Raw genomic sequence first — 18,649 nt, forward strand, 5'->3', positions numbered from 1 at the left:
GACCCGACGCAATCCTTATGCGGGCGGGCCTATTGTTACGCACTTTTTACGGGGCGTTGCGGCTGTGGCGGTAATCGCTGACCGCTTCATACACCGCCTTGCGCAAGCGGTTGATGCCGCCGATGGGGCGATGCTCTGCTACGCCGAACCAGGGGTTGAAAGACTGGTTGTCGCACGCCAGGTTCTGCTCAGGTGTATCAAAATCCTGCGCCGGGACCTGCACCTTGGCCACCGTCTCATACGGCGCATCACTCTCCTTCCATTCAATACTGGTGTCTTCAATCGGCATGAACTTCTGCGGATTCTGCCGCTGCACCTGCAACACAAAACACGCCGGTACACGGTCGGTAGACAGCTGCTGGTTCAACGCACTGCGCAGAAAATTCGGCAGGTCCTGATTCTGCTTGGGCAACACATACTCCGGGCAGCTTTGCGGGTCAGGCGCGACACGGAACTTGGCGTTGGCCGCGCCAAACTTGTAGGGCGAGACCGAAAAGTACGTGGTCTGCGTCGGGCTGGCCGGTGCCGGCGCCAAGGTGGCCAGTGCGATGAACAAGTGGCGCACTTGCCAGCTGCGCGGGTCGACTTTGGGGAAGAACGCCAGCACTTTTTTGCCATCCGCCTGGGCGCCGATGTTCTGTGCGTATTCCGCCACATCACTGACAAAGAAGTTCGGGTGGCTGAACATCACGAAGTCCTGTTCCGTGCGTGTCTGCTGGTCGGCCAGCAGTTGCTTGCCCGGCACGTCCAGCAGCTTGAGGGCCATGCCCCGTGCATCACGAATGCTGTCGAACTGCGGATAGGCGTTGCCGTTGGACAGCCGTATCAGCGCCTGCCAGGTCTTGCCCGGCTCGGCGAACACACCCTGGCGCAATGCCGGGTCGAGATCGGCCAGCACGCTGACTTCGGCCTTCACGCAGCCATGGGCCTTGGCGTGGGCATCGCGCAGGTAGCGTGTGCCTTCGCGGTGTTGGTCAACGATGCGCACCGCCGTCTGGATGATGCCCTGGGTCATGGCGGCCTCGCCGGGCGGAATCTGCTCGTTCGGCGACACCGGGCCGCTGTGCTGCCAGGCGTACCAGGCGGTAGCGGCTAGCCAGCCAAGCAGGCCGAGGCCCACCAGCCACAGCAAGGTCTTGCCCAGGAACGCGCCGATGCGCAGCCAGAGGCGGGCAAGCAGGGAGGGTTGGTCGTATCGGGATCGAATCATCATGGCAGTTGTTGCTCCAGCGGGCCGCCCAGCACTTTGAGGTATTCCAGTAGCGCCCAGCGTTCCTGCGGCAGCAGGCCACGGCCGATGACGCCGTTGCCACGAGCGCCAGCACGGAATTCGTGGCCGCTGTTGTGGTTGCCGGTGATCCGGGTGTCGAACAGGAAGGCATTCTTGAACGCCTCGGTCTCGAAGCCGAGATGACGCGGGTCGTAGTTGAACGTGCCTTTATAGAAGGTGGTGCTGCGCTCGTCCTGGGGCGAGAGCAACTGGTAGATCGTCGGCACCGAGCCGTTATGCAGGAACGGCGGGGTGGCCCACACGCCAGCCAGCGGCCGTGCCTTGTAGGCGCGCAACTCGCGTACGCCGATGGGCAGGCCGTAACCGTCCAGGCGCGGGCGCTCGGCAGGGGTCACGCCGGCGGCGCGGTAGGCGTGCTCTTCGACGAAGGCTGTGACGTAGGCGAGGCCCTTGGCCACGGACATCTTTTTCAGGTCCAGCGGCTCGGTCGGGGTGGGGTGCAACTCGACGTTGAGCCTGGCCAGTTCCGCCGGGTCCCATTGCAGGGCGCTGAGGTCGTAGCGTTGGTCGGCAATGTTGCTGGCGGTGCCGGGGTCGGTGCCGATGTAGTCCACGGGCAGCATTTTGAGGGCCTGCACCGGGCGGCCATTTTCCTGGGTGATGCTGGGCACGTGGCAGCCGGCGCAGTTTTCGGCAAACAGCGCGCGGCCTTGGGCGGCGAGGGGCTTGTCGATGGCGCCGAACAGGTCCTCGGGCCAGGTCGGTGGCTTGAGGCGTTGCAGGGTTTCTTCGATCAGGTTGAGGTCGCGCACCCGAACACTGGACGGGTAACGCGCATCGCCCTGGAGCGGCTGGCCGGCGGCGTCGAAAAAGGTCAGCGTCGCGCCCACACCCAAGGCTTCACCAATGTTGCGTGCCATGGGCTGCTGGGCCGAGCCGTTCCATTGCACCCAGTCGAAGGTCCAGATATCCCACAAGTGCGGGTAGTCCACGGGGGCATTGGCGACGCGATAATTGTCCGGGGAAATGGCATCGCCAAAACTGGCATTGGCGATACGGCCAAAGGCGTCGGTGCGGCCAGGGCCTTCTTCGGTGGGGTAGAGGCCACGGTGGGTATCGTTCCAGGCCACCTTAAGGAATTGGTTCAGCGACTGCTTGAAGTCTTGGCGCAGTTGTGTGTGCTCTGCGTCATAGCGATCCCCCAGCACGTGGCGAGCGAAGCGCTCGAACTTCCACGGGTTGTAATAGGTGGCGGCAAGGCTGGCGACCAGGGCCTGGCCAAAACTGCCGCCGCGCAGGGTCGGGACGCTGGAGGGCAGCACGTGCTGGGCCGAGCCGCCGTCGATGCGCAGGGCCTGGCCTTTGAAACGTAGTTCGCCGGTATGGCAGGCGGCGCAGGTGATGTCCAGGTAGTCGACGTTACTGCCGGGGTTTTTATGCCGGGCGAAACCCACGGGCAGGTTGCCAGGGTTTTGCGTGGTGGGCACTTGTTTGGGGTCGACCAGGAAACCGAAGCGCGCCAGGTACTCCGGCGCGGCGAAGCGTCGCTCGGAAAACGGCAGTTCCAGGGCGGTGAACCAATCGTAGTGCAGGCCTTTCACTTGGGTGCCCTGGGGCGTGAAGTAATAGGTCTGGCGGTCGGCGGCACTCCATTGGTCCTGGTAGTGGACCTGCTCCACGGGCGTGTAGTCCGGCAGCTTGGGGTTGACGGTGTAGTAGAGCACCACAGCCAGGACGATGCCCAGCACAGTGAGTATCAGGAGTAAAACACGGGAAAAAATGCGCAAGATGGCTATCCTTGTCTCGGCCTTGTCGAGGTGTAGCGCTGTTATGCCACCACGCCACGGGTGCGGCAAGTGGCCATGAGCCTGGGAACAGGCGGTCCGCGATCCGTCGCGGGCCTACATCATGAATGAAAATGCTTTTAAACACGTGAACTTATCAGAAGTTTCCTGCTCACATGCCGGTAGCCATTGGTCGTGGCCGCCTGATAAGCTCGCGACTTTATTCGAATGCCCTTTTGGCGCATGAACAAGGAAATAGCATGAAACAGCATCGGTTGGCGGCGGCGGTGGCCCTGGTTAGCCTGGTACTTGCGGGTTGTGATTCGCAGACCAGCGTAGAGCTGAAAACCCCGGCGCAGAAAGCTTCCTACGGCATCGGCCTGAACATGGGCAAGAGCCTTGCCCAAGAAGGCATGGATGACCTGGACTCCAAAGCAGTAGCCCAAGGCATCGAAGATGCTGTCGGCAAGAAAGAGCAGAAGCTCAAAGACGACGAACTGGTTGAAGCGTTCGCCGCACTGCAGAAGCGTGCTGAAGAACGCATGACCAAAATGAGCGAAGAGTCGGCAGCCGCCGGCAAGAAATTCCTCGAAGACAACGCCAAGAAAGACGGCGTCGTCACCACCGCTTCCGGTCTGCAGTACAAGATCGTCAAGAAAGCCGACGGCCCTCAGCCTAAGCCGACTGACGTGGTGACTGTGCACTACACCGGCAAACTCACCAACGGCACTACCTTTGACAGCTCCGTGGATCGCGGTAGCCCGATTGACCTGCCGGTCAGCGGCGTGATCCCGGGTTGGGTCGAAGGCCTGCAACTGATGCACGTGGGCGAGAAGGTCGAGTTGTACATTCCTTCCGACCTGGCCTACGGCGCACAGAGCCCGAGCCCGGCGATTCCAGCCAACTCCGTGCTGGTTTTCGACCTGGAGCTGCTGGCCATCAAGGACCCAGCCAAGGCTGAAGCGCCTGCTGCACCTGCCGCCAAGAAGTAATCGGCGCCTGAACACACAACGCCCCGTATCGACGGGGCGTTGTTGTTTCTGGGAGGTGCACATTTCTAAATGGGGGAGCTGGTTTGCCTGCGATAGCGGTGGATCAGCCAGCCCTCTATGACAAAACGCCGCAGTCGCAGGCAAGCCAGCTCCCACATTGAAGCCAGTGCAGATCCAAACGAACGTCTGTGGCAGGTAACAGTCTGATATAAGACTCGAGTACGGGTAGCCGCACATCAATGCCAAGTCAATGAAATCTTGGGTTTTTTTTATGTGCGCAAAAAACGCCCGATCTGACTGCAAGCCTTGTACTACGTGGCTTTCAGGCCAGAAAATAGGCTCTGTTCACAAGGTTATCCACAATTTGTGTGGATAACCTTTTATGTCGCCTGGAACTGGAGTGACCCATGAAACCACCCTTCAATTTCACCCGTTTCCTGCCCATGGCCGCACGCCTCCTGGGTCGCGGGCGCTTGCCGACGCTATTGTTCGCGGTCGCCGCCAAAGGCTCGAGCCAGGGCAACCGGCTGGGCAAGCTCAAGGATGATCTCAAGTTGCTCCAAGCCCTGTGCCTGGCCTACTGGCGCGGCGAATACCGGTCGATCAGCCCCAAGGCGCTGATCTCGGTGGTGGCGGGGCTGATGTACTTCCTGAGCCCGATCGATGCGATCCCGGACTTTATCCCGATGTTCGGCATGCTCGATGACATTGCCGTGCTGGCATGGGTCATGAAGACCCTGGAAGGCGAACTGAGCGCCTTTCGCACCTGGCGTGATGCCCAACGCCCGGAGAAGCTCGCCGTGGTTGAGCGCCTGCCTGCGACGCCATCGCTACTGGCCAAGGAAAACCCGCAAAAAAACCCATGACGTGGCTATCCCCCTGCGACCTTTGTGGCTGTTAGGATTACACTCCTAAGGAAAGAGCTTACTAAGTAAGTGCAGTTATCCTACGGGGCAGTCATGGATATTCAGATAATTTCACGCAATGGCGAACCCGAATACGCGGTGTTGCCATGGGACCAGTACCAGGCGCTGCTAAAAGCTGCCGGTCAGCTACAACCAACGCTACTTCCGTCTGCATCGACTGCCCAAGCCGTCCCCGACCAGGACCTGCGCCCGCTCGCAGACCTGCGCGGCTTGCGCGAAGCCAAGGGCCTGGCGATCGAGACCCTGGCGCGTACCGTGGGTATCAGCCCGTCATACCTTGGATTGATTGAAAGTGGTGAGCGCCAGCCGGATGCCGCGATCCGCCGCAGCCTGGCCTGGGAATTGGGCGTTGCAGGTTGGAGGGATGAATCTTGAGCCTACGTATCAGCCGTCAACACTGGGATGGGTTACTCAACGAACTGGACCAGGCGCGCCGCCAGCGCCATCTGCTGACTTACCGTGCGCTGCTGGAGCGCCTGCAATTTCCCACACCGGCCATGCAAACCCTGGCTGCCGCCCTGGAGCACCTGGCGGCGCTGGACGCCAAGGCCGAGCAGCCGTTGCGCAGCTCGCTGGTGATCAGCCAGGGGGCCAGCCGCTTGCCGCGTACCGGGTTTTTTGAATGCGTGGAGCGCCTGGGGCGTTTCAGTGGGCCGTCGGATGGCGTGGCCGCTGCCTCCTGGCATGCATCGGAAGTGGTGCGGGTGTTCGAATACGAGTATCCGGAATCCGCCGAGGCCTAAAGCGCCTGGGCTAGCGCGTCCATGCTGTCGATCACATGGATGCTGTAGCCGGCCATGTCCTTTGCATGGTGTTTGGCTTGCGAGGCCAGTTCCGCCAACTGGCTGGCATCGAGTTGTCCACAGGCCTGTGGATACAAATGCACCACGCCGATGGACAGCGACAGCAGCGCAAACTCCTGGCGCACGCCCTGGCGGTTCAGCGCCACGAAACAGCCGGCATCCAGGTGCTCGGCGCGGTAGAAGCGTCGGCATTGGGTGTGGAAGTCGTCCAGCAGCTGGTTGAGGCGCTTGCGCCAATCCTGCGGGCCGAGCACCAGTAAAAAGTCATCGCCACCGATATGCCCGACAAAGTCGCGGCTGGGATCGACGCGGTCGTTCAGGCACTGCGCCAGGCACAACAACACCTCATCCCCACGCCCATAGCCGTAGATGTCATTGAACGGCTTGAAACTGTCGATATCCACGTAGCAGATCACCGACTCCCGCTGTTGTTGCAGCAGGCGAGTCAGGCATTGCTGGATCGGCACATTGCCCGGCAGCAGGGTCAGCGGGTTGGCGTAGCGCGCCTGTTGAATCTTCAGTTCAGTGATCAGCTTGAGCACATCGATCACCCGCCCAAGGCCCAAGTAGTCGCCATTGAGGGTGATGATGAAATCTTCTTCGATACGTTGCCGCGCGCGGCTGGTGAGCAAGCGGCTGACCTGTTGCAGGGACTGGCTCAGCTCCACCGCCAGGAAGTCGGTGCTCATCAAGCGGCTGATGGGCTTGCGCGCAAACAGGTCGGTGGCGAACGGCTTGAGCAGCGCGTCCGACAACAAGTGCCGGTGCACGATACCGATCGGGTGCCCACGCCCATCCAGGACCGCTAGGGAGTTGAGGTTGGCCTGGCGCCGGAACGCTTCGAGCACCTGGGCGGTGGCGGTGTCCTGGTCCATCGCCGGTTGTTCGCTGAGCAGGGCGCTGAGGTCACTGCCTTCATCATTCAGCGCCACGTTGGCGCTGTCGGGCTTAGGCAGCATCAAGCGTGCTTCCTGTGGCGGTTGCTCCTGCGGTCGGCAGAGCAGGTAGCCCTGGACCAGGTCCACGCCCATCTCCGTCAGTACCGCCAATTCCTCGGGCAACTCAATGCCTTCGGCAATCACCTGGGCACGCGAAGCCTTGGCGATCTGCAGGATGGAGCCGACGAACTCGCGCTTGAGCGCGTCCTGATGGATGCCATCGATAAAGTGCCGGTCGATCTTCACGTAATCCGGGCGCAGCTCCGACCACAGTCGCAGGCTGGAATACCCGGCGCCCAGGTCATCGAGTGCGATGGCAAACCCCATGTCACGGTAATGATGCAGGGCGGTTTGCAGCAAGTCGAAGTCATCGGTCGGCGTTTGTTCGGTGAGTTCGATCACGACTTGACTGGGGGGAATGCCGAAGTCGCGCAGCAGTTGCAGTGTGCGTCCCGGTTGGTGCGCGGTTTCCATCAAGGATTCCGGCGAAATGTTCAGGAACAGCTTGCCCGGCAGCTTCTGTTCGCTGAAGCGTCGACAGGCGCTTTCTCGACAGGCCATTTCCAGTTCGCTGAGGCGCCCGGCATGGCCGGCCACCGAGAACAGGGCGACGGGGGAGTGCAGCGGGCTGTTGGAGGGGCCACGGCTGAGGGCTTCGTAGCCGAGAATGCGCCGTTCAGAAAGGCAGATGATCGGTTGGAACAGGCTGTGCAAACTGCCTTGAGCCAGGATTGAGCCCAATGCATTCAGCTGTTCGGTCATGGTCATGGCGATCTCGATCGAAAAAAAAGGACCGCAGGCTTGAAACCTGCGGTCCTTCATTTCACGACAGAATGATGTCTATATGATGACACTCCAAGGAGCGTTCACATTAAATCGCCATCATTTACTGCTTGGCCACCTGCTTGGTGATCTTCAGGTAGTCCAGCAGGATCCGGCCTGTCTCGGCCAGGTAGGCATCATCTTCCGGCTTGGTTTTGTCAGCCTCGGCCGGCAGTGCATCTTCGTCTTCTTTCTTCAGTTCCTTGAGTGGATCCTCACCCTTGGCCTTGCGGCGGATGTTTTCCAGTACAAGTTGCTTGTTCTCGATGTCGGAGTGCTGCGCACGGCGGTCCACTTCATTGAGGCTGACGGTTTTTTCTTCCATCAGCTTCTTGGCCAGGGCCAGCTTGTCGCGGATGAACACGAACTCGGCATCCTTGGCGGAGCGGGTATCGTGGTCAGCCTTCAACTGCGCCAGGAATGGCTTGAACGGATCCGACGCCGGCTTGATCGCAGGGCGGATGGTGTCCCACGGCATGGCTTCCGGCAGGGCACTTTCGCCGATTTCCTTGGTGTCGATGATCGACGGGAAATCGATGTCCGGCAGTACGCCCTGATGCTGGGTGCTCTGCCCGGAAACCCGGTAGAACTTGGCCAGCGTCAGTTTCAGCTCGCCGTGGTTCAGCGGCTGGATGGTCTGCACGGTGCCTTTGCCGAAGGTCTGGCCGCCGATGATCAGCGCGCGGTGGTAGTCCTGCATGGCGCCGGCGAAGATCTCCGAGGCCGACGCCGAGAGGCGGTTGACCAGCAATGCCATCGGGCCTTTGTAGAACGCACCCGGGTTCTCGTCTTCGAGCACGTCGACACGGCCGTCTGCGTTGCGTACCAACACGGTCGGGCCCTTGTCGATAAACAGGCTGGTCAGCTCGGTGGCTTCCTGCAGGGAGCCGCCGCCGTTGTTGCGCAAGTCGATTACCACGCCGTCGACTTTTTCCTTCTGCAGCTCAGTGAGGATTTTCTTCACGTCGCGGGTGGTGGACTTGTAGTCCGGATCGCCAGCACGGAAGGCCTTGAAGTCCAGGTAGAAGGCCGGGATTTCAATCACGCCCAGCTTGTAGTCCTTGCCATCCTGCTTGAGGTTGAGGACTTTCTTCTGCACAGCCTGGTCTTCGAGCTTCACCGCTTCACGGGTGATGGACACGATCTTGCTGGTCTGGTCGTTTGGCGCATTGGTGTGCGGAATCACTTCCAGGCGCACCACACTGCCTTTCGGCCCGCGGATCAGCTTGACCACTTCGTCCAGGCGCCAGCCGACCACGTCGACCATCTCTTTGTCGCCTTGGGCAACACCGATGATCTTGTCGGCCGGGGCGACCTGCTTGGTCTTGTCCGCCGGACCTGCCGGCACCAGGCGCACAATCTTGACCTGGTCGTTGTCGCTTTGCAGGACGGCACCGATGCCTTCCAGCGACAGACTCATGTTGATATCAAAATTTTCCGCGTTATCTGGCGACAGATAATTGGTGTGCGGGTCGTAGGACATCGCGAAGGTGTTGATGTAGGCCTGGAAGATATCTTCGGCACGGGTCTGATCCAGACGCGCGAGTTGATTCTTGTAGCGCTTGGTCAACAGCTCCTGGATGGCCTTCGGCTCTTTGCCGGCGATCTTCAGGCGCAGCACTTCGTCCTTGACGCGTTTGCGCCACAGGTCGTCGAGGGCGGCGGTGCTGGTCAGCCAAGGCGCGTCCTTGCGGTCCACCAGAAGGGTTTCCTTCTGGGTGAAGTCGAGCTTGTCGACGCCTTTGTCCAGCTCACCCAGGGCGAAGTCCAGACGCGCTTTGACGCGGTCCAGGTAACGCTTGTAGATAGTGAAGGCGGGCTGCAGGTCGCCGCTCTTGAGGAAGTCGTCGAACTGCGTCTTCCACTTGTCGAACTCGGCGATATCACTGGCCAGGAAGTAGCTGCGCGACGGATCCAGCAGCTTGAGGTAGCTGTCGTAGATGATCACCGAGCGCGCGTCGTCTAGCGGCGGCTTGCTGTAGTGATGGCGCTTGAGCAACTCGACGACGTTAAGGCTGGCAATCACCTCATCGCGATCCGGCTGAAGGTTGTCCCAGCTGTTGGCTGCGAACGTATTGGTCGACATCGACGCGAAGCCGAGACCAATGAAAAGAGCGAGGGCGGTGCTGGGGAACAAATGCTTCATGCTGATTCGACGCGGGGGCAATTGATAACGCATATTAGGCCGTCTTTGAGGGAGCCGGTTCCATATGGTCCGGTCGCATAATGCAAAAAGCCCGGCGATACAGCTACGGGCTCAGTCCAGACTCACTATGGAGGCACTGTGAAAGCATTGCAAGGCGTTGACGGTCATGTGGAGTGGTTGGAAGAACCCAGTCCTACCTGCGATGTAGGGCAAGTTCGCATTCGCGTGGCGGCAGCGGGCCTCAATCGCGCCGATTTATTACAGCGTGCAGGGCTTTATCCACCACCACCAGGCGCCAGTCACGTACTGGGCCTGGAGTGTTCCGGGGTGATCAGCGAAGTGGGGGCGGGCTCATCCTGGCAAGTCGGCGACCGCGTCTGCGCACTGCTCGCCGGTGGCGGCATGGCCGAAGAAGTGGTGGTGGATGCGCGCCACGTGCTGCCCGCGCCGGAAGGTTTGTCGCTGATTGAAGCGGCGGCGCTGCCTGAGGTGTACAGCACGGCGTGGCTCAATCTGTTCCAACTGGCGGGCCTCAAGCCGGGTGAGAAAGTGCTGTTGCATGCCGGCGCCAGCGGCGTGGGCTCGGCGGCGATCCAGCTGTGCAAGGCGTTTGGCAGCCCGTGCTGGGTCAGCGTCGGCTCGGCGGAACGCCTGGCCTACTGCGAGGAACTTGGCGCCCAGGGCGGTGTGGTACGGACCGACGGGCTCGAAGGGCTGCGGGATTTCGGGCCGTTCGATGTGATCCTCGACCCGGTCGGTGGCAACTATGCAGCACTGGACATCAAGCTGCTGGCCCTCGATGGGCGCTGGGTATTGATCGGATTGATGGGCGGTCGCGACGCGCAACTGGACCTGGCCCAGGTGCTGGGCAAGCGTATCCAGCTACTAGGCTCGACCTTGCGCAGCCGCAGTGATCAGTTCAAGGCGGACCTGTTCAGCGACTTGAGCCAGCATGTATGGCCGCTGTTTGTCGAAGGGCGGCTGAGCCCGCAACTGGCCAAGACCTTCCCGATCAAGGATGCCGAGGCGGCGTTTGCCGAGTTGGCGACCAACCAGATTTCCGGGAAGTTGGTGTTGGTGATAGATGAGGCCTTGAACTGATCTCAATTTGGAATGCAGTCCAAATGTGGGAGCGGGCTTGCTCGCGAAGGCGGTGTATCTGTGAAGAATGTTTCATCTGACACACCGCATTCGCGAGCAAGCCCGCTTGTGTCTTGAGACAGGATTAAGCTGAAGGTGAGAGGGTGAGTGGCAAGCTGAATGCCCGAAGTGCTTAAAGCACGTGTGGGAGCCCATGCTGCCACTCACTTCTCCGCTCTGGACATGAGCCCGAACAGTTGAACGAGCCCACCTCGAACAGTTACAAGCGTGGGCCAAGCCAGAGCGCTCTCACTTTGAGTGTAAGAGGGTTTGGCTATGTTTTCCTATCCAGCAGGCATTGATGTTTCCAAGGACAGCCTTGAGGCTCGAGTTAATCTGATTGACGTTGGGGTAAGTTGCGCTAACGCCGAAGATGATTTCCCTGGGTTGATTGGGTGGCTATTGCTTCACCAGGTCGGCCGCGTGCTGTTGGAGGCCACTGGCGGTTACGAGCGCAAAGTCATGAAGGCGCTCCAGGCTGCGGGCCTCAACGTCATCTGCATCAATCCCCGTCGAGCCAAGAGTTTTTCCACGGCGATGGGCCAACAAGCCAAAACCGACCCGATAGATGCAAAGTCCGTTGCACAGTTCGCAGCGGTACTCGACTCGCCAAACAGCCGAATCACCAGCCCGAAACATGACGAGTTGCGCGCGTTAGTCCAACAGCGAGAAAACTTTATTCAGCAGAGAGACGATGACAAAAGGCGCCTGAAAACGGCCTCATGCGACGTAGTAAAACCAGCGTTGCAGAGTCATATCGACTACCTGATCAAGGCTGTGAACGCGATAGACCAGTTGATTCGTCAAAGCGCCAACGTGTTAGACCGCGAAAAAGTCGAACGCCTGTGTTCAGTTAAGGGGATCGGGCTCGTTACGGCGGCTAGCCTTATGGCATACCTGCCGGAGTTGGGTGAGGTTGGCAAGCGTCCGATCGCTGCCCTAGCGGGCCTCGCGCCGTATAACAACGACAGTGGGAAGCACATAGGCGCGCGTCACATTCGTGGCGGAAGGTTTTCCGCACGTCGCTCGCTATACATGGCCTGCTGGGTCGTCATTCGGGACCAGCCTGAATTCCAGGCACCCTATAAAGCACTGCGTGGCAAAGGAAAATGCGCAAAAGTTGCGCTAATCGCATGCATGCGTGTTTTGTTAATCCGGCTGAACGCAATGCTGCGTGATAGGACTGAATGGAAAGAACACGCTGCCTAAATCGGCAGCGATGTGTCGTTGAAGGTCACACGGCTTGAAGCTGTGGGAGTTTGGCTGTCTTTGAAAGCGATGGCCAAGATATGGTCATCAAGACAGTTGCTCCCACATTTGATCGCATTTCAAATCAGTGAAGTCGGTTTCAGGTCCAGTGATGGATTGGCCAGCCAGCTTTTTCGGCGTGTTCGCGCAGTACCGGGTCCGGGTTCACCACCTGCGGATGATCCACCTTCAGCAGCAACGGCAGATCATTGCGTGAGTCCGAATAGAAATACGCGCCTTCCAGCGTTTCACCTTCCTGTTCCAACCACGCCAGCAGACGCGTGATCTTGCCTTCACGGTACGTCAGTACACCCGCGGTACGCCCGCTGTACACGCCATGGCTGACGTCCAGTTCAATCCCCAACACTTCATCAATGCCGATCCGCGCCGCAATCGGCGTGACCAGGTGCGTGCCCGACGCTGAGATCACCAGGATCCGGTCGCCATTGGCGCGATGGCGCGCGATGGTCTTGGTGGCGTCGCTGTAGATCAGAGGCTCGATCACGTCCTCGACCCAGGGCTCCACCAAGTGCTCGATTTCTTCCGGCGTGCGGCCGATCATCGGCTCCAGGCTGAAGTCCATGAAGTCTTCCATGCGTAGCTTGCCCTGGCTGTAGGCGTCCATCAGCTCGTTGTTCTTGCGCATGAACGACTCGGGGTCGACCCAGCCCAGGCGGCCCATCTGCTCGCTCCACAGGGTGGCGCAGTCGCCGTGGATGAGGGTGTCGTCCAGATCAAAAATTACCAATGCCATCCGTCATGCTCTCTCAAATGAAACGTTGCATCAGGCTACTTCACACAGGGCACTGGGGTCGATGGAAAGTGCCAGGCGTTGCCCGTCCGGGTGCAGGTCGTCGGCCGATCGGTTGAGCACATCCACCACCAGTTCCACGCCGCGCGCTTCGATGCGGTAGCGGATCACGTTGCCCAACAGGCTGTGGCTGCGCACCAGGGCGTCCAGTTCGCCGTCGCGGCTCAGTTCGATGGCCTCCGGGCGAATGGCGATGCGGCTGTTGATTGGGCGTTGCAGCAACTGGGTGGCCTTGTCGGCGTCCAGCAGGTTGTAGTTGCCGATGAAGCCGGCGGCGAACACATCGACAGGCGCGGTATAGAGGGTTTCGGCATCGCCGCTCTGCACGATCTTGCCCTGGTTCATCAGGAAGATCCGGTCGGACATGGTCAGGGCTTCTTCCTGGTCATGGGTGACGAAGATGGTGGTCAGCCCCAATTCTCGCTGGATCTGGCGGATCTGTTCGCGCAGGTGCTTGCGAATGCGTGCATCCAGCGCCGACAGCGGCTCATCCAGCAACAACAGGCGCGGGCGGGTGACCAGCGAGCGGGCAAGGGCCACGCGCTGGCACTGGCCGCCGGACATCTGGTGCGGGTAGCGGCCCGCCAGGTCCTTGAGCTCGACCAATTGCAGCACTTCTTGCACGCGCTTGTGGCTGTCGTCGGCGTTGACCTTTTGCATGCGCAGGCCGAAGGCAACGTTCTGTTCCACGGTCATGTTGGGGAACAGTGCATAGCTCTGGAACACCATGCCGATATGGCGTTTCTGCGGGCTCAACGGGACGATGTCCTGGCCATCAAGGAGGATTTTGCCACTGTCCACCGAGGTCAGCCCGGCGATGCAACGCAACAGCGTGGACTTGCCGCAACCGGACGGGCCGAGCAGGGTGACGAACTCGCCCTTGGCGATCTCGCAGTTGATGTCACTGAACACCGGGGTGCCGGCGTAGCCTTTTTGCAGGTGTTGGACGCTGACGAAGCTCATTGGCTTTTGTCCTTGTTCAAGATATTGGCGGCCCAGGTCAGCACCAGCACAAAGAAGAAATAGGAAATCACGACGGCACTGGTGAAATGGCCGCTGCTGTTGCGCATGTTGTTCAGGTAGACCTGCAGGGTTTCGTAGCGGGTGCCCACCAGGATGTTGGCGAACACGAACTCGCCGAACAGGAAAGAGAAAGACAGCAACAGCGCTACCATCAGGCCTTTGCGCAGGTTGGGCAGCACCACCAGGATCGCCGCCTGCCAGGTGCTGGCACCGAGCAGTTGGGAGGCGTCCATCAGGTCGCGCAGGTTGATCGCCTGCAGGTTGTTGGTGATCGCCCGGTACATGAACGGCAGCGCGACGGTGAAGTAGCAGCCGATCAAGATCCACGGCGTGCCCACCATCGCCATCGGCCCGGAGCCATACAGCTGCAGCAAACCCACCGACGACACCACGGGTGGCACCGCGAAAGGCAGCAGGATCAGGATGTTCATCAGCGCATCCAGCTTGGGAAAGTGATAATGCACCACGAACAGCAGCGGCAAAATCAACACCACCGACAGCACCAGTGCGCCCACGCACACCAGCAACGATTGCCCGAAGGCCATCAGGAAACGCGGGTCGCTCCACAGCTGTACGTACCATTTCACCGTGAAACCGGCGGGCAGGATCGTCGCCGACCAACTGCTGGCGATGGAATAGACGAAGGTGCCGATCAGCGGCAACACCAAGATCGCAAACAACAGGTACACCACCACGCGGTGGTAGAGGGAGGCCGGGCCGGCTTCAGCGCGAGACATGGTAGCTCCTCTTGAGCAGCAGTTGATGGACCACGGTGACCACGGTCATCAGCACCACCAGCACCACGGCCAGGGCACTGGCCAGGTTCGGGTCGAGGGACACATCGCCGGAGACCAGCCCCGCGATGCGAATCGGCAGTACGTTGAAGTTGCCGGTGGTCAAGGCGTAGACCGTGGCATAGGCGCCGAGGGCATTGGCCAGCAGGATCACGAAGGTGCCGAGCAAGGCAGGGGTCAGCACCGGCAGGCCGATATGCCGCCAGAACTGCCAGCCGCTAGCGCCCAGCAGGGACGCTGACTCACGCCAGTCTTCGCGCAATGCATCGAAGGCCGGGTAAAGCAGCAGCACACCCAATGGAATCTGGAAGTAGGTATAGAGGATGATCAACCCGGTCTTGGAGTACAGGTTGAAGTCCTGAATGATCCCCGCCTGCTTGAGCATGAGGGTGATGCTGCCGTTGAACCCCAGCAGGATGATGAACGCGAAAGCCAGGGGCACACCGGAAAAGTTGCTGGTCATGTTGGCAAAGGCCGTCACGAAGTTGCGCAACGGCGAATCCACCCGGCGCAACGAGTAACTGCCCAGCACGGCAATGATGATGCCGAAGATGCTTGAGTAGAAACTGATCTCAAGGCTGAACTGAATCGCTTGCAGGTAGAACTTCGAGCTGAAGATCCGCGTGAAGTTTTCCACGCCCCAGCCAGCTTCCTCGGTTTGCAGGCTGTTGATCAGTACCCACACCAGCGGGGCAATTTCGAACACGATAAAGAACAGTGCGAACGGCACCAGGCAGATCAGCGCCAGCCATTTGCCACGGATCATTTCAACAGCTCCCGACAGACAGGTTTGTCGTGGGGCACGCCCAGCAGTTCGCAGACGGTGCCACACAGCTCGATCTGTTTCGGCGCGGCGCTGGGGTCCAGGCTGAACGCGTCGCCGAGCACGAATAGCGGCACTTCGCGTTCTTCCGGCAGCAGGCCGTTGTGGGAGCGGTCGTTGTTCATGCCGTGGTCAGCGGTTACCAGCACTTGGTAACCGGCATCGAGCCAGCCTTGCAGGTAGTCGGCCAGGACGATGTCGGCCACCCGTGCGCTGTTGCGATAGTGCGCGGTATCGAGGCCGTGCTTGTGGCCGGCGTCATCGATGTTCATCGGGTGCACCACCAGGAAGTCAGGCGCGTGTCTGAGGCGCAGGCTTTCGGCGTCGGCAAACAGGTGGGAATCCGGGTAGTGGTCATTCCAGTAGAAATGCCCGTGCTGGATCGCCAACGCCTTGTCGTCGGTGTGACGGTCGCGGGCGGCGAGAAAGGGCGTGCGGTTATACAACTCGCTGACCCAGTGATAGGCCGCCGCCGCCGTGGTAAGGCCGGCGTCGGTGGCGTAATGGAAAATGCTGCGCTGGTTGGACAGGCGCGAGACGTTGTTGTGGACGATGCCACTCTGGATCGGCGGTACGCCGGTCAGGATGCATTCATACAGCGGGCGGGACAGGGCGGGCAGTTCACATTCCAGCTTGTAGAGGGCTGCGCGTCCTGCGCCGACATAGGCCTGCAAGTGCCCCATGGCGTGTCGGGCAACCTCGAAGTTCAGGCCGTCGAGCACGACAAGGATGACAGTGTGCTTCATGGGGGCTGGCGCTCCGCAACAGATGGGCTTGGATCAGGGGGCATCAGATCGGTAGGAGCCGGCAAGCCGGCTCCTACAGAGGTTTGCTTCGATTACTTCATTTCTACGATGACCTGTTCATTCCACAGCTGTGGCAGCTTTTTGGACGTGGCTTCCCAGGCATCGGCATCCTTGATCGGCTGCGGGTTGGCCTTGGTGTACTGCTCGCCGGGGATCAGGTTCTTGGCGATTTCAGCCGGCAGTTTCAGGTCGGTTTCGGCACGGATCGGACGTGCATTGCCTTTCGCCAGGTTCAGTTGGCCGGCGTCGCTGAAGATGTATTCGCGTGTCAACTTGGCGGCGTTCGGGTGCTTGGCGTATTTGTTGATGATGGTGGTGTAGCCGGATTTCACCGAACCGTCCGAGGGGATCAGCACCACGTAGTCATCCGGGTTGGCCATCTTGGCCTTGTAGCTCAGGCCGTTGAAGTCCCAGACCACGCCCACTTCGACTTCGCCTTTTTCCATGGTGGCGATGGTCGGGTTGGACAGCGAGAGACGGCCTTGCTGGGCGATCTTGGTGAAGAACTGCAGGCCGGGGGCGATGTTCTTTTCGTCGCCTTTATTGGCGATGGCGGCTGCCAGTACACCGTTGGCCGCTTGTGCCGCGGTGCTTACGTCACCAATCGAGACCTTGTACTTGCCGCTCTGCAGGTCAGCCCAGCTGGTGGGCACTTCAGAACCGTGCAGCAGCTTCTTGTTGACGATAAACGCGATGGTGCCGGTGTAGGCCAATGCCCAGTGACCGTCCTTGTCTTTAGCCCAATCCGGGACCTGGGCCCAGGTGGACGGTTTGTACGGCTGGGTGACTTCCTGCTTCACCGCAATCGGACCGAACGCTGCGCCTACGTCGCCGATGTCGGCGCTGGCGTTGTCTTTCTCGGCCTTGAACTTGGCGATTTCCTGGGCCGAGCTCATGTCGGTGTCGATGTGCTTGAGGCCGTAGGTCTTGGCGAGGTCTTCCCAAGTGCCTTTCCAGTTGGCCCAGTCATCGGGCATGCCGACGCTGTTGACGGCGCCTTCCGCTTTCGCGGCGGCTTCAAGAGTTTTTAGATCGGTATCAGCGGCCATGGCGGCGGTGCACATGGCAATGGTCGAGCCTAACAGTGATGCCAGGAAAAGCTGTTTCATCCGAAGCTCCTTTGGGCGTTTTCAACGCTGCGTTTTTGTCGACGTTTGCGGTGGTGTTGGTCTAGGTCAGCAATACCTGAGCCAATCTAGGCTCGATGGATGACAGTTTCATGTCGATGTCGTTTTTAAATCGCTGATGTCGCTAGTCGCAGAGTTAGCGTAGACCATGCTCAAGTGCCCGCAGGGCCGGGACTTGGCCGATGTATTGCAGGGTGTGCTATGGGGATGCACACGGACTGTCATCTGTCGGTCATCTGTAATGCCTAGGCTGGCAGGCAACCGTGCAAGCCCATTTACGGAGCGGTTTGTGCACCTTGTCGGTGCTGGTCTAGTCCAGATAGGTAACGTTGATGCGTGATGAGGCAATCAAGGCGGTGACATCCATCGGCCTGGCGCTGCAAGAGCAGATCGACCATGGCCTGCTGCCGCCTGCCAGCAAACTGCCCGCCGAGCGCAAGCTCAGCGAGTTGTTTGGTACCACTCGGATTACGGTACGGGAAGCCTTGTTACAACTGGAGGCCCAGGGCCAGATCTATCGCGAGGAGCGGCGCGGCTGGTTTGTCTCGCCGCCACGGCTGGCCTACAACCTGATGCAACGCAGCCACTTTCACGCCATGGTCAGCGACCAGGGGCGGGTGGCGTCCACCGAAGTGATCTCCGCGCGGCTGCAACCGGCGTCGGCAGCGGTGTGCGCCTGGTTGCAATTACCGGCGCTGTCCAGCGTGATCCAGATCTGCCGGGGCCGGCGGATCGATGGGCGTTTGGTCTTGTATGTGGAGCACTACCTGAACCCGCAGTATTTCCCGGGGATTCTGGACTGCGATTTGAATCAGTCGATGACTGAACTGTATGCGCGCAAGTACGACCTCCACTACGGGCGCGTGCGCTTTGAAATCGTGCCGACATCACTGCCAGTGGAAGCTGCCGCCGCGTTGCGCGTCTCAGTGGGCAGCCCAGGCTTGCGGATCGCCCGGGTCAACTATGACCAGCACCAGCGTTTGATTGACTGCGACCTGGAGTTCTGGCGGCATGATGCCATCCACGTTGGCGTGGATGTGATCTGATATTCAGCGGTGAGCGATCGCAGTGTAGGAGCCAGCTCCCACATTTGGATTGCGGGGCAGCAGTTGGAGAATGGTCGGCAGTGAGGCCGCCTTCGCAGGCAAGCCAGCTCCCACATTTGGATTGCGGGGCAGCAGTTGGAGAATGGTCGGCAGTGAGACCGCCTTCGCAGGCAAGCCAGCTCCCACATT

General features: G+C 60.2%; 17 protein-coding genes. 7 read left to right on the top strand and 10 right to left on the bottom strand.

Annotation, left to right across the window (positions count from 1 at the left end):
* Window positions 1-46: 46 nt before the first annotated feature.
* Both KUA23_RS09860 and KUA23_RS09865 read right to left on the bottom strand, forming a co-directional pair.
* Entirely contained in the window at window positions 47-1,213 is a 1,167-nt protein-coding gene (locus KUA23_RS09860) for a catalase family protein (RefSeq protein WP_252993846.1), read from the bottom strand.
* The gene (locus KUA23_RS09865) at window positions 1,210-3,018 is read right to left on the bottom strand and encodes a di-heme-cytochrome C peroxidase (protein ID WP_252993847.1); all 1,809 of its coding nucleotides are present in this window, start codon (window positions 3,016-3,018) and stop codon (window positions 1,210-1,212) included. Before KUA23_RS09865 ends, KUA23_RS09860 begins: the two co-directional genes overlap by 4 nt.
* A gap of 257 nt (window positions 3,019-3,275) precedes the next feature.
* On the opposite strand from KUA23_RS09865, the gene bamJ reads away from it, so the two are divergent.
* From bamJ to KUA23_RS09885, 4 genes are all read left to right on the top strand, one after another.
* A complete protein-coding gene (bamJ, locus tag KUA23_RS09870; RefSeq protein ID WP_078047691.1) occupies window positions 3,276-4,007 on the top strand; it encodes a BamJ family beta-barrel-assembly machinery protein in 732 nt (243 codons plus the stop codon).
* A gap of 407 nt (window positions 4,008-4,414) precedes the next feature.
* Window positions 4,415-4,873, top strand: coding sequence for a YkvA family protein (locus tag KUA23_RS09875; protein WP_252993848.1), 459 nt, complete (start codon window positions 4,415-4,417; stop codon window positions 4,871-4,873).
* Window positions 4,874-4,966: 93 nt separating this feature from the next.
* Window positions 4,967-5,308 (top strand): helix-turn-helix domain-containing protein, encoded by a 342-nt coding sequence (locus tag KUA23_RS09880; RefSeq protein WP_078047693.1) that lies wholly within the window; start codon window positions 4,967-4,969, stop codon window positions 5,306-5,308.
* The gene (locus tag KUA23_RS09885; protein ID WP_005786715.1) at window positions 5,305-5,676 is read left to right on the top strand and encodes a hypothetical protein; all 372 of its coding nucleotides are present in this window, start codon (window positions 5,305-5,307) and stop codon (window positions 5,674-5,676) included. Before KUA23_RS09880 ends, KUA23_RS09885 begins: the two co-directional genes overlap by 4 nt.
* Here the strand turns inward: KUA23_RS09885 and KUA23_RS09890 are convergent.
* Both KUA23_RS09890 and KUA23_RS09895 read right to left on the bottom strand, forming a co-directional pair.
* A complete protein-coding gene (locus tag KUA23_RS09890) occupies window positions 5,673-7,442 on the bottom strand; it encodes a bifunctional diguanylate cyclase/phosphodiesterase (RefSeq protein WP_078050889.1) in 1,770 nt (589 codons plus the stop codon). The two genes, KUA23_RS09885 and KUA23_RS09890, sit on opposite strands and share 4 nt — an antisense overlap.
* Before the next feature lie 118 nt (window positions 7,443-7,560).
* Complete coding sequence (locus tag KUA23_RS09895; protein WP_177075644.1) at window positions 7,561-9,642, bottom strand: carboxy terminal-processing peptidase; 2,082 nt, start codon at window positions 9,640-9,642, stop codon at window positions 7,561-7,563.
* A 138-nt stretch (window positions 9,643-9,780) separates the two neighbouring features.
* On the opposite strand from KUA23_RS09895, the gene KUA23_RS09900 reads away from it, so the two are divergent.
* A complete protein-coding gene (locus KUA23_RS09900; RefSeq protein WP_252993849.1) occupies window positions 9,781-10,743 on the top strand; it encodes a zinc-binding dehydrogenase in 963 nt (320 codons plus the stop codon).
* 315 nt (window positions 10,744-11,058) lie between these two features.
* A complete protein-coding gene (locus tag KUA23_RS09905) occupies window positions 11,059-11,991 on the top strand; it encodes an IS110 family transposase (protein ID WP_252993850.1) in 933 nt (310 codons plus the stop codon).
* Window positions 11,992-12,130: 139 nt separating this feature from the next.
* Here KUA23_RS09905 and KUA23_RS09910 read toward each other — a convergent pair whose 3' ends face one another.
* From KUA23_RS09910 to KUA23_RS09935, 6 genes are all read right to left on the bottom strand, one after another.
* Window positions 12,131-12,784: an HAD family hydrolase gene (locus KUA23_RS09910; RefSeq protein ID WP_100491156.1), complete on the bottom strand. Its 654-nt coding sequence runs from the start codon at window positions 12,782-12,784 to the stop codon at window positions 12,131-12,133.
* Window positions 12,785-12,814: 30 nt separating this feature from the next.
* Window positions 12,815-13,804 (bottom strand): ABC transporter ATP-binding protein, encoded by a 990-nt coding sequence (locus KUA23_RS09915; RefSeq protein WP_016980251.1) that lies wholly within the window; start codon window positions 13,802-13,804, stop codon window positions 12,815-12,817.
* Window positions 13,801-14,601, bottom strand: coding sequence for an ABC transporter permease (locus tag KUA23_RS09920; RefSeq protein ID WP_025859118.1), 801 nt, complete (start codon window positions 14,599-14,601; stop codon window positions 13,801-13,803). The genes KUA23_RS09915 and KUA23_RS09920 overlap by 4 nt, the downstream gene beginning before the upstream one ends.
* Complete coding sequence (locus KUA23_RS09925) at window positions 14,588-15,424, bottom strand: ABC transporter permease (RefSeq protein ID WP_252993851.1); 837 nt, start codon at window positions 15,422-15,424, stop codon at window positions 14,588-14,590. The genes KUA23_RS09920 and KUA23_RS09925 overlap by 14 nt, the downstream gene beginning before the upstream one ends.
* Window positions 15,421-16,227, bottom strand: coding sequence for an alkaline phosphatase family protein (locus KUA23_RS09930; RefSeq protein WP_252993852.1), 807 nt, complete (start codon window positions 16,225-16,227; stop codon window positions 15,421-15,423). Before KUA23_RS09930 ends, KUA23_RS09925 begins: the two co-directional genes overlap by 4 nt.
* 92 nt (window positions 16,228-16,319) lie before the next feature.
* The gene (locus KUA23_RS09935) at window positions 16,320-17,396 is read right to left on the bottom strand and encodes an ABC transporter substrate-binding protein (RefSeq protein ID WP_078047698.1); all 1,077 of its coding nucleotides are present in this window, start codon (window positions 17,394-17,396) and stop codon (window positions 16,320-16,322) included.
* A gap of 350 nt (window positions 17,397-17,746) precedes the next feature.
* Between KUA23_RS09935 and KUA23_RS09940 the strand changes: the two genes are divergently transcribed.
* Window positions 17,747-18,460 (top strand): UTRA domain-containing protein, encoded by a 714-nt coding sequence (locus tag KUA23_RS09940; RefSeq protein ID WP_078047699.1) that lies wholly within the window; start codon window positions 17,747-17,749, stop codon window positions 18,458-18,460.
* The last annotated feature ends 189 nt before the right edge of the window (window positions 18,461-18,649 follow it).

This window comes from Pseudomonas pergaminensis, from assembly GCF_024112395.2.
GTDB classification, from domain to species: domain Bacteria; phylum Pseudomonadota; class Gammaproteobacteria; order Pseudomonadales; family Pseudomonadaceae; genus Aquipseudomonas; species Aquipseudomonas pergaminensis.

What these genes read in the sequence shown, in the direction of transcription:
- KUA23_RS09915 (WP_016980251.1), bottom strand. Translation starts at nt 13,804, where the DNA reads ATGAGCTTCGTCAGCGTCCAACACCTGCAAAAAGGCTACGCCGGCACC.
- KUA23_RS09935 (WP_078047698.1), bottom strand. Translation starts at nt 17,396, where the DNA reads ATGAAACAGCTTTTCCTGGCATCACTGTTAGGCTCGACCATTGCCATG.
- KUA23_RS09860 (WP_252993846.1), bottom strand. Translation starts at nt 1,213, where the DNA reads ATGATGATTCGATCCCGATACGACCAACCCTCCCTGCTTGCCCGCCTC.
- KUA23_RS09905 (WP_252993850.1), top strand. Translation starts at nt 11,059, where the DNA reads ATGTTTTCCTATCCAGCAGGCATTGATGTTTCCAAGGACAGCCTTGAG.
- KUA23_RS09910 (WP_100491156.1), bottom strand. Translation starts at nt 12,784, where the DNA reads ATGGCATTGGTAATTTTTGATCTGGACGACACCCTCATCCACGGCGAC.
- KUA23_RS09895 (WP_177075644.1), bottom strand. Translation starts at nt 9,642, where the DNA reads ATGAAGCATTTGTTCCCCAGCACCGCCCTCGCTCTTTTCATTGGTCTC.
- bamJ (WP_078047691.1), top strand. Translation starts at nt 3,276, where the DNA reads ATGAAACAGCATCGGTTGGCGGCGGCGGTGGCCCTGGTTAGCCTGGTA.
- KUA23_RS09880 (WP_078047693.1), top strand. Translation starts at nt 4,967, where the DNA reads ATGGATATTCAGATAATTTCACGCAATGGCGAACCCGAATACGCGGTG.
- KUA23_RS09875 (WP_252993848.1), top strand. Translation starts at nt 4,415, where the DNA reads ATGAAACCACCCTTCAATTTCACCCGTTTCCTGCCCATGGCCGCACGC.
- KUA23_RS09890 (WP_078050889.1), bottom strand. Translation starts at nt 7,442, where the DNA reads ATGACCATGACCGAACAGCTGAATGCATTGGGCTCAATCCTGGCTCAA.
- KUA23_RS09940 (WP_078047699.1), top strand. Translation starts at nt 17,747, where the DNA reads ATGCGTGATGAGGCAATCAAGGCGGTGACATCCATCGGCCTGGCGCTG.
- KUA23_RS09925 (WP_252993851.1), bottom strand. Translation starts at nt 15,424, where the DNA reads ATGATCCGTGGCAAATGGCTGGCGCTGATCTGCCTGGTGCCGTTCGCA.
- KUA23_RS09920 (WP_025859118.1), bottom strand. Translation starts at nt 14,601, where the DNA reads ATGTCTCGCGCTGAAGCCGGCCCGGCCTCCCTCTACCACCGCGTGGTG.
- KUA23_RS09930 (WP_252993852.1), bottom strand. Translation starts at nt 16,227, where the DNA reads ATGAAGCACACTGTCATCCTTGTCGTGCTCGACGGCCTGAACTTCGAG.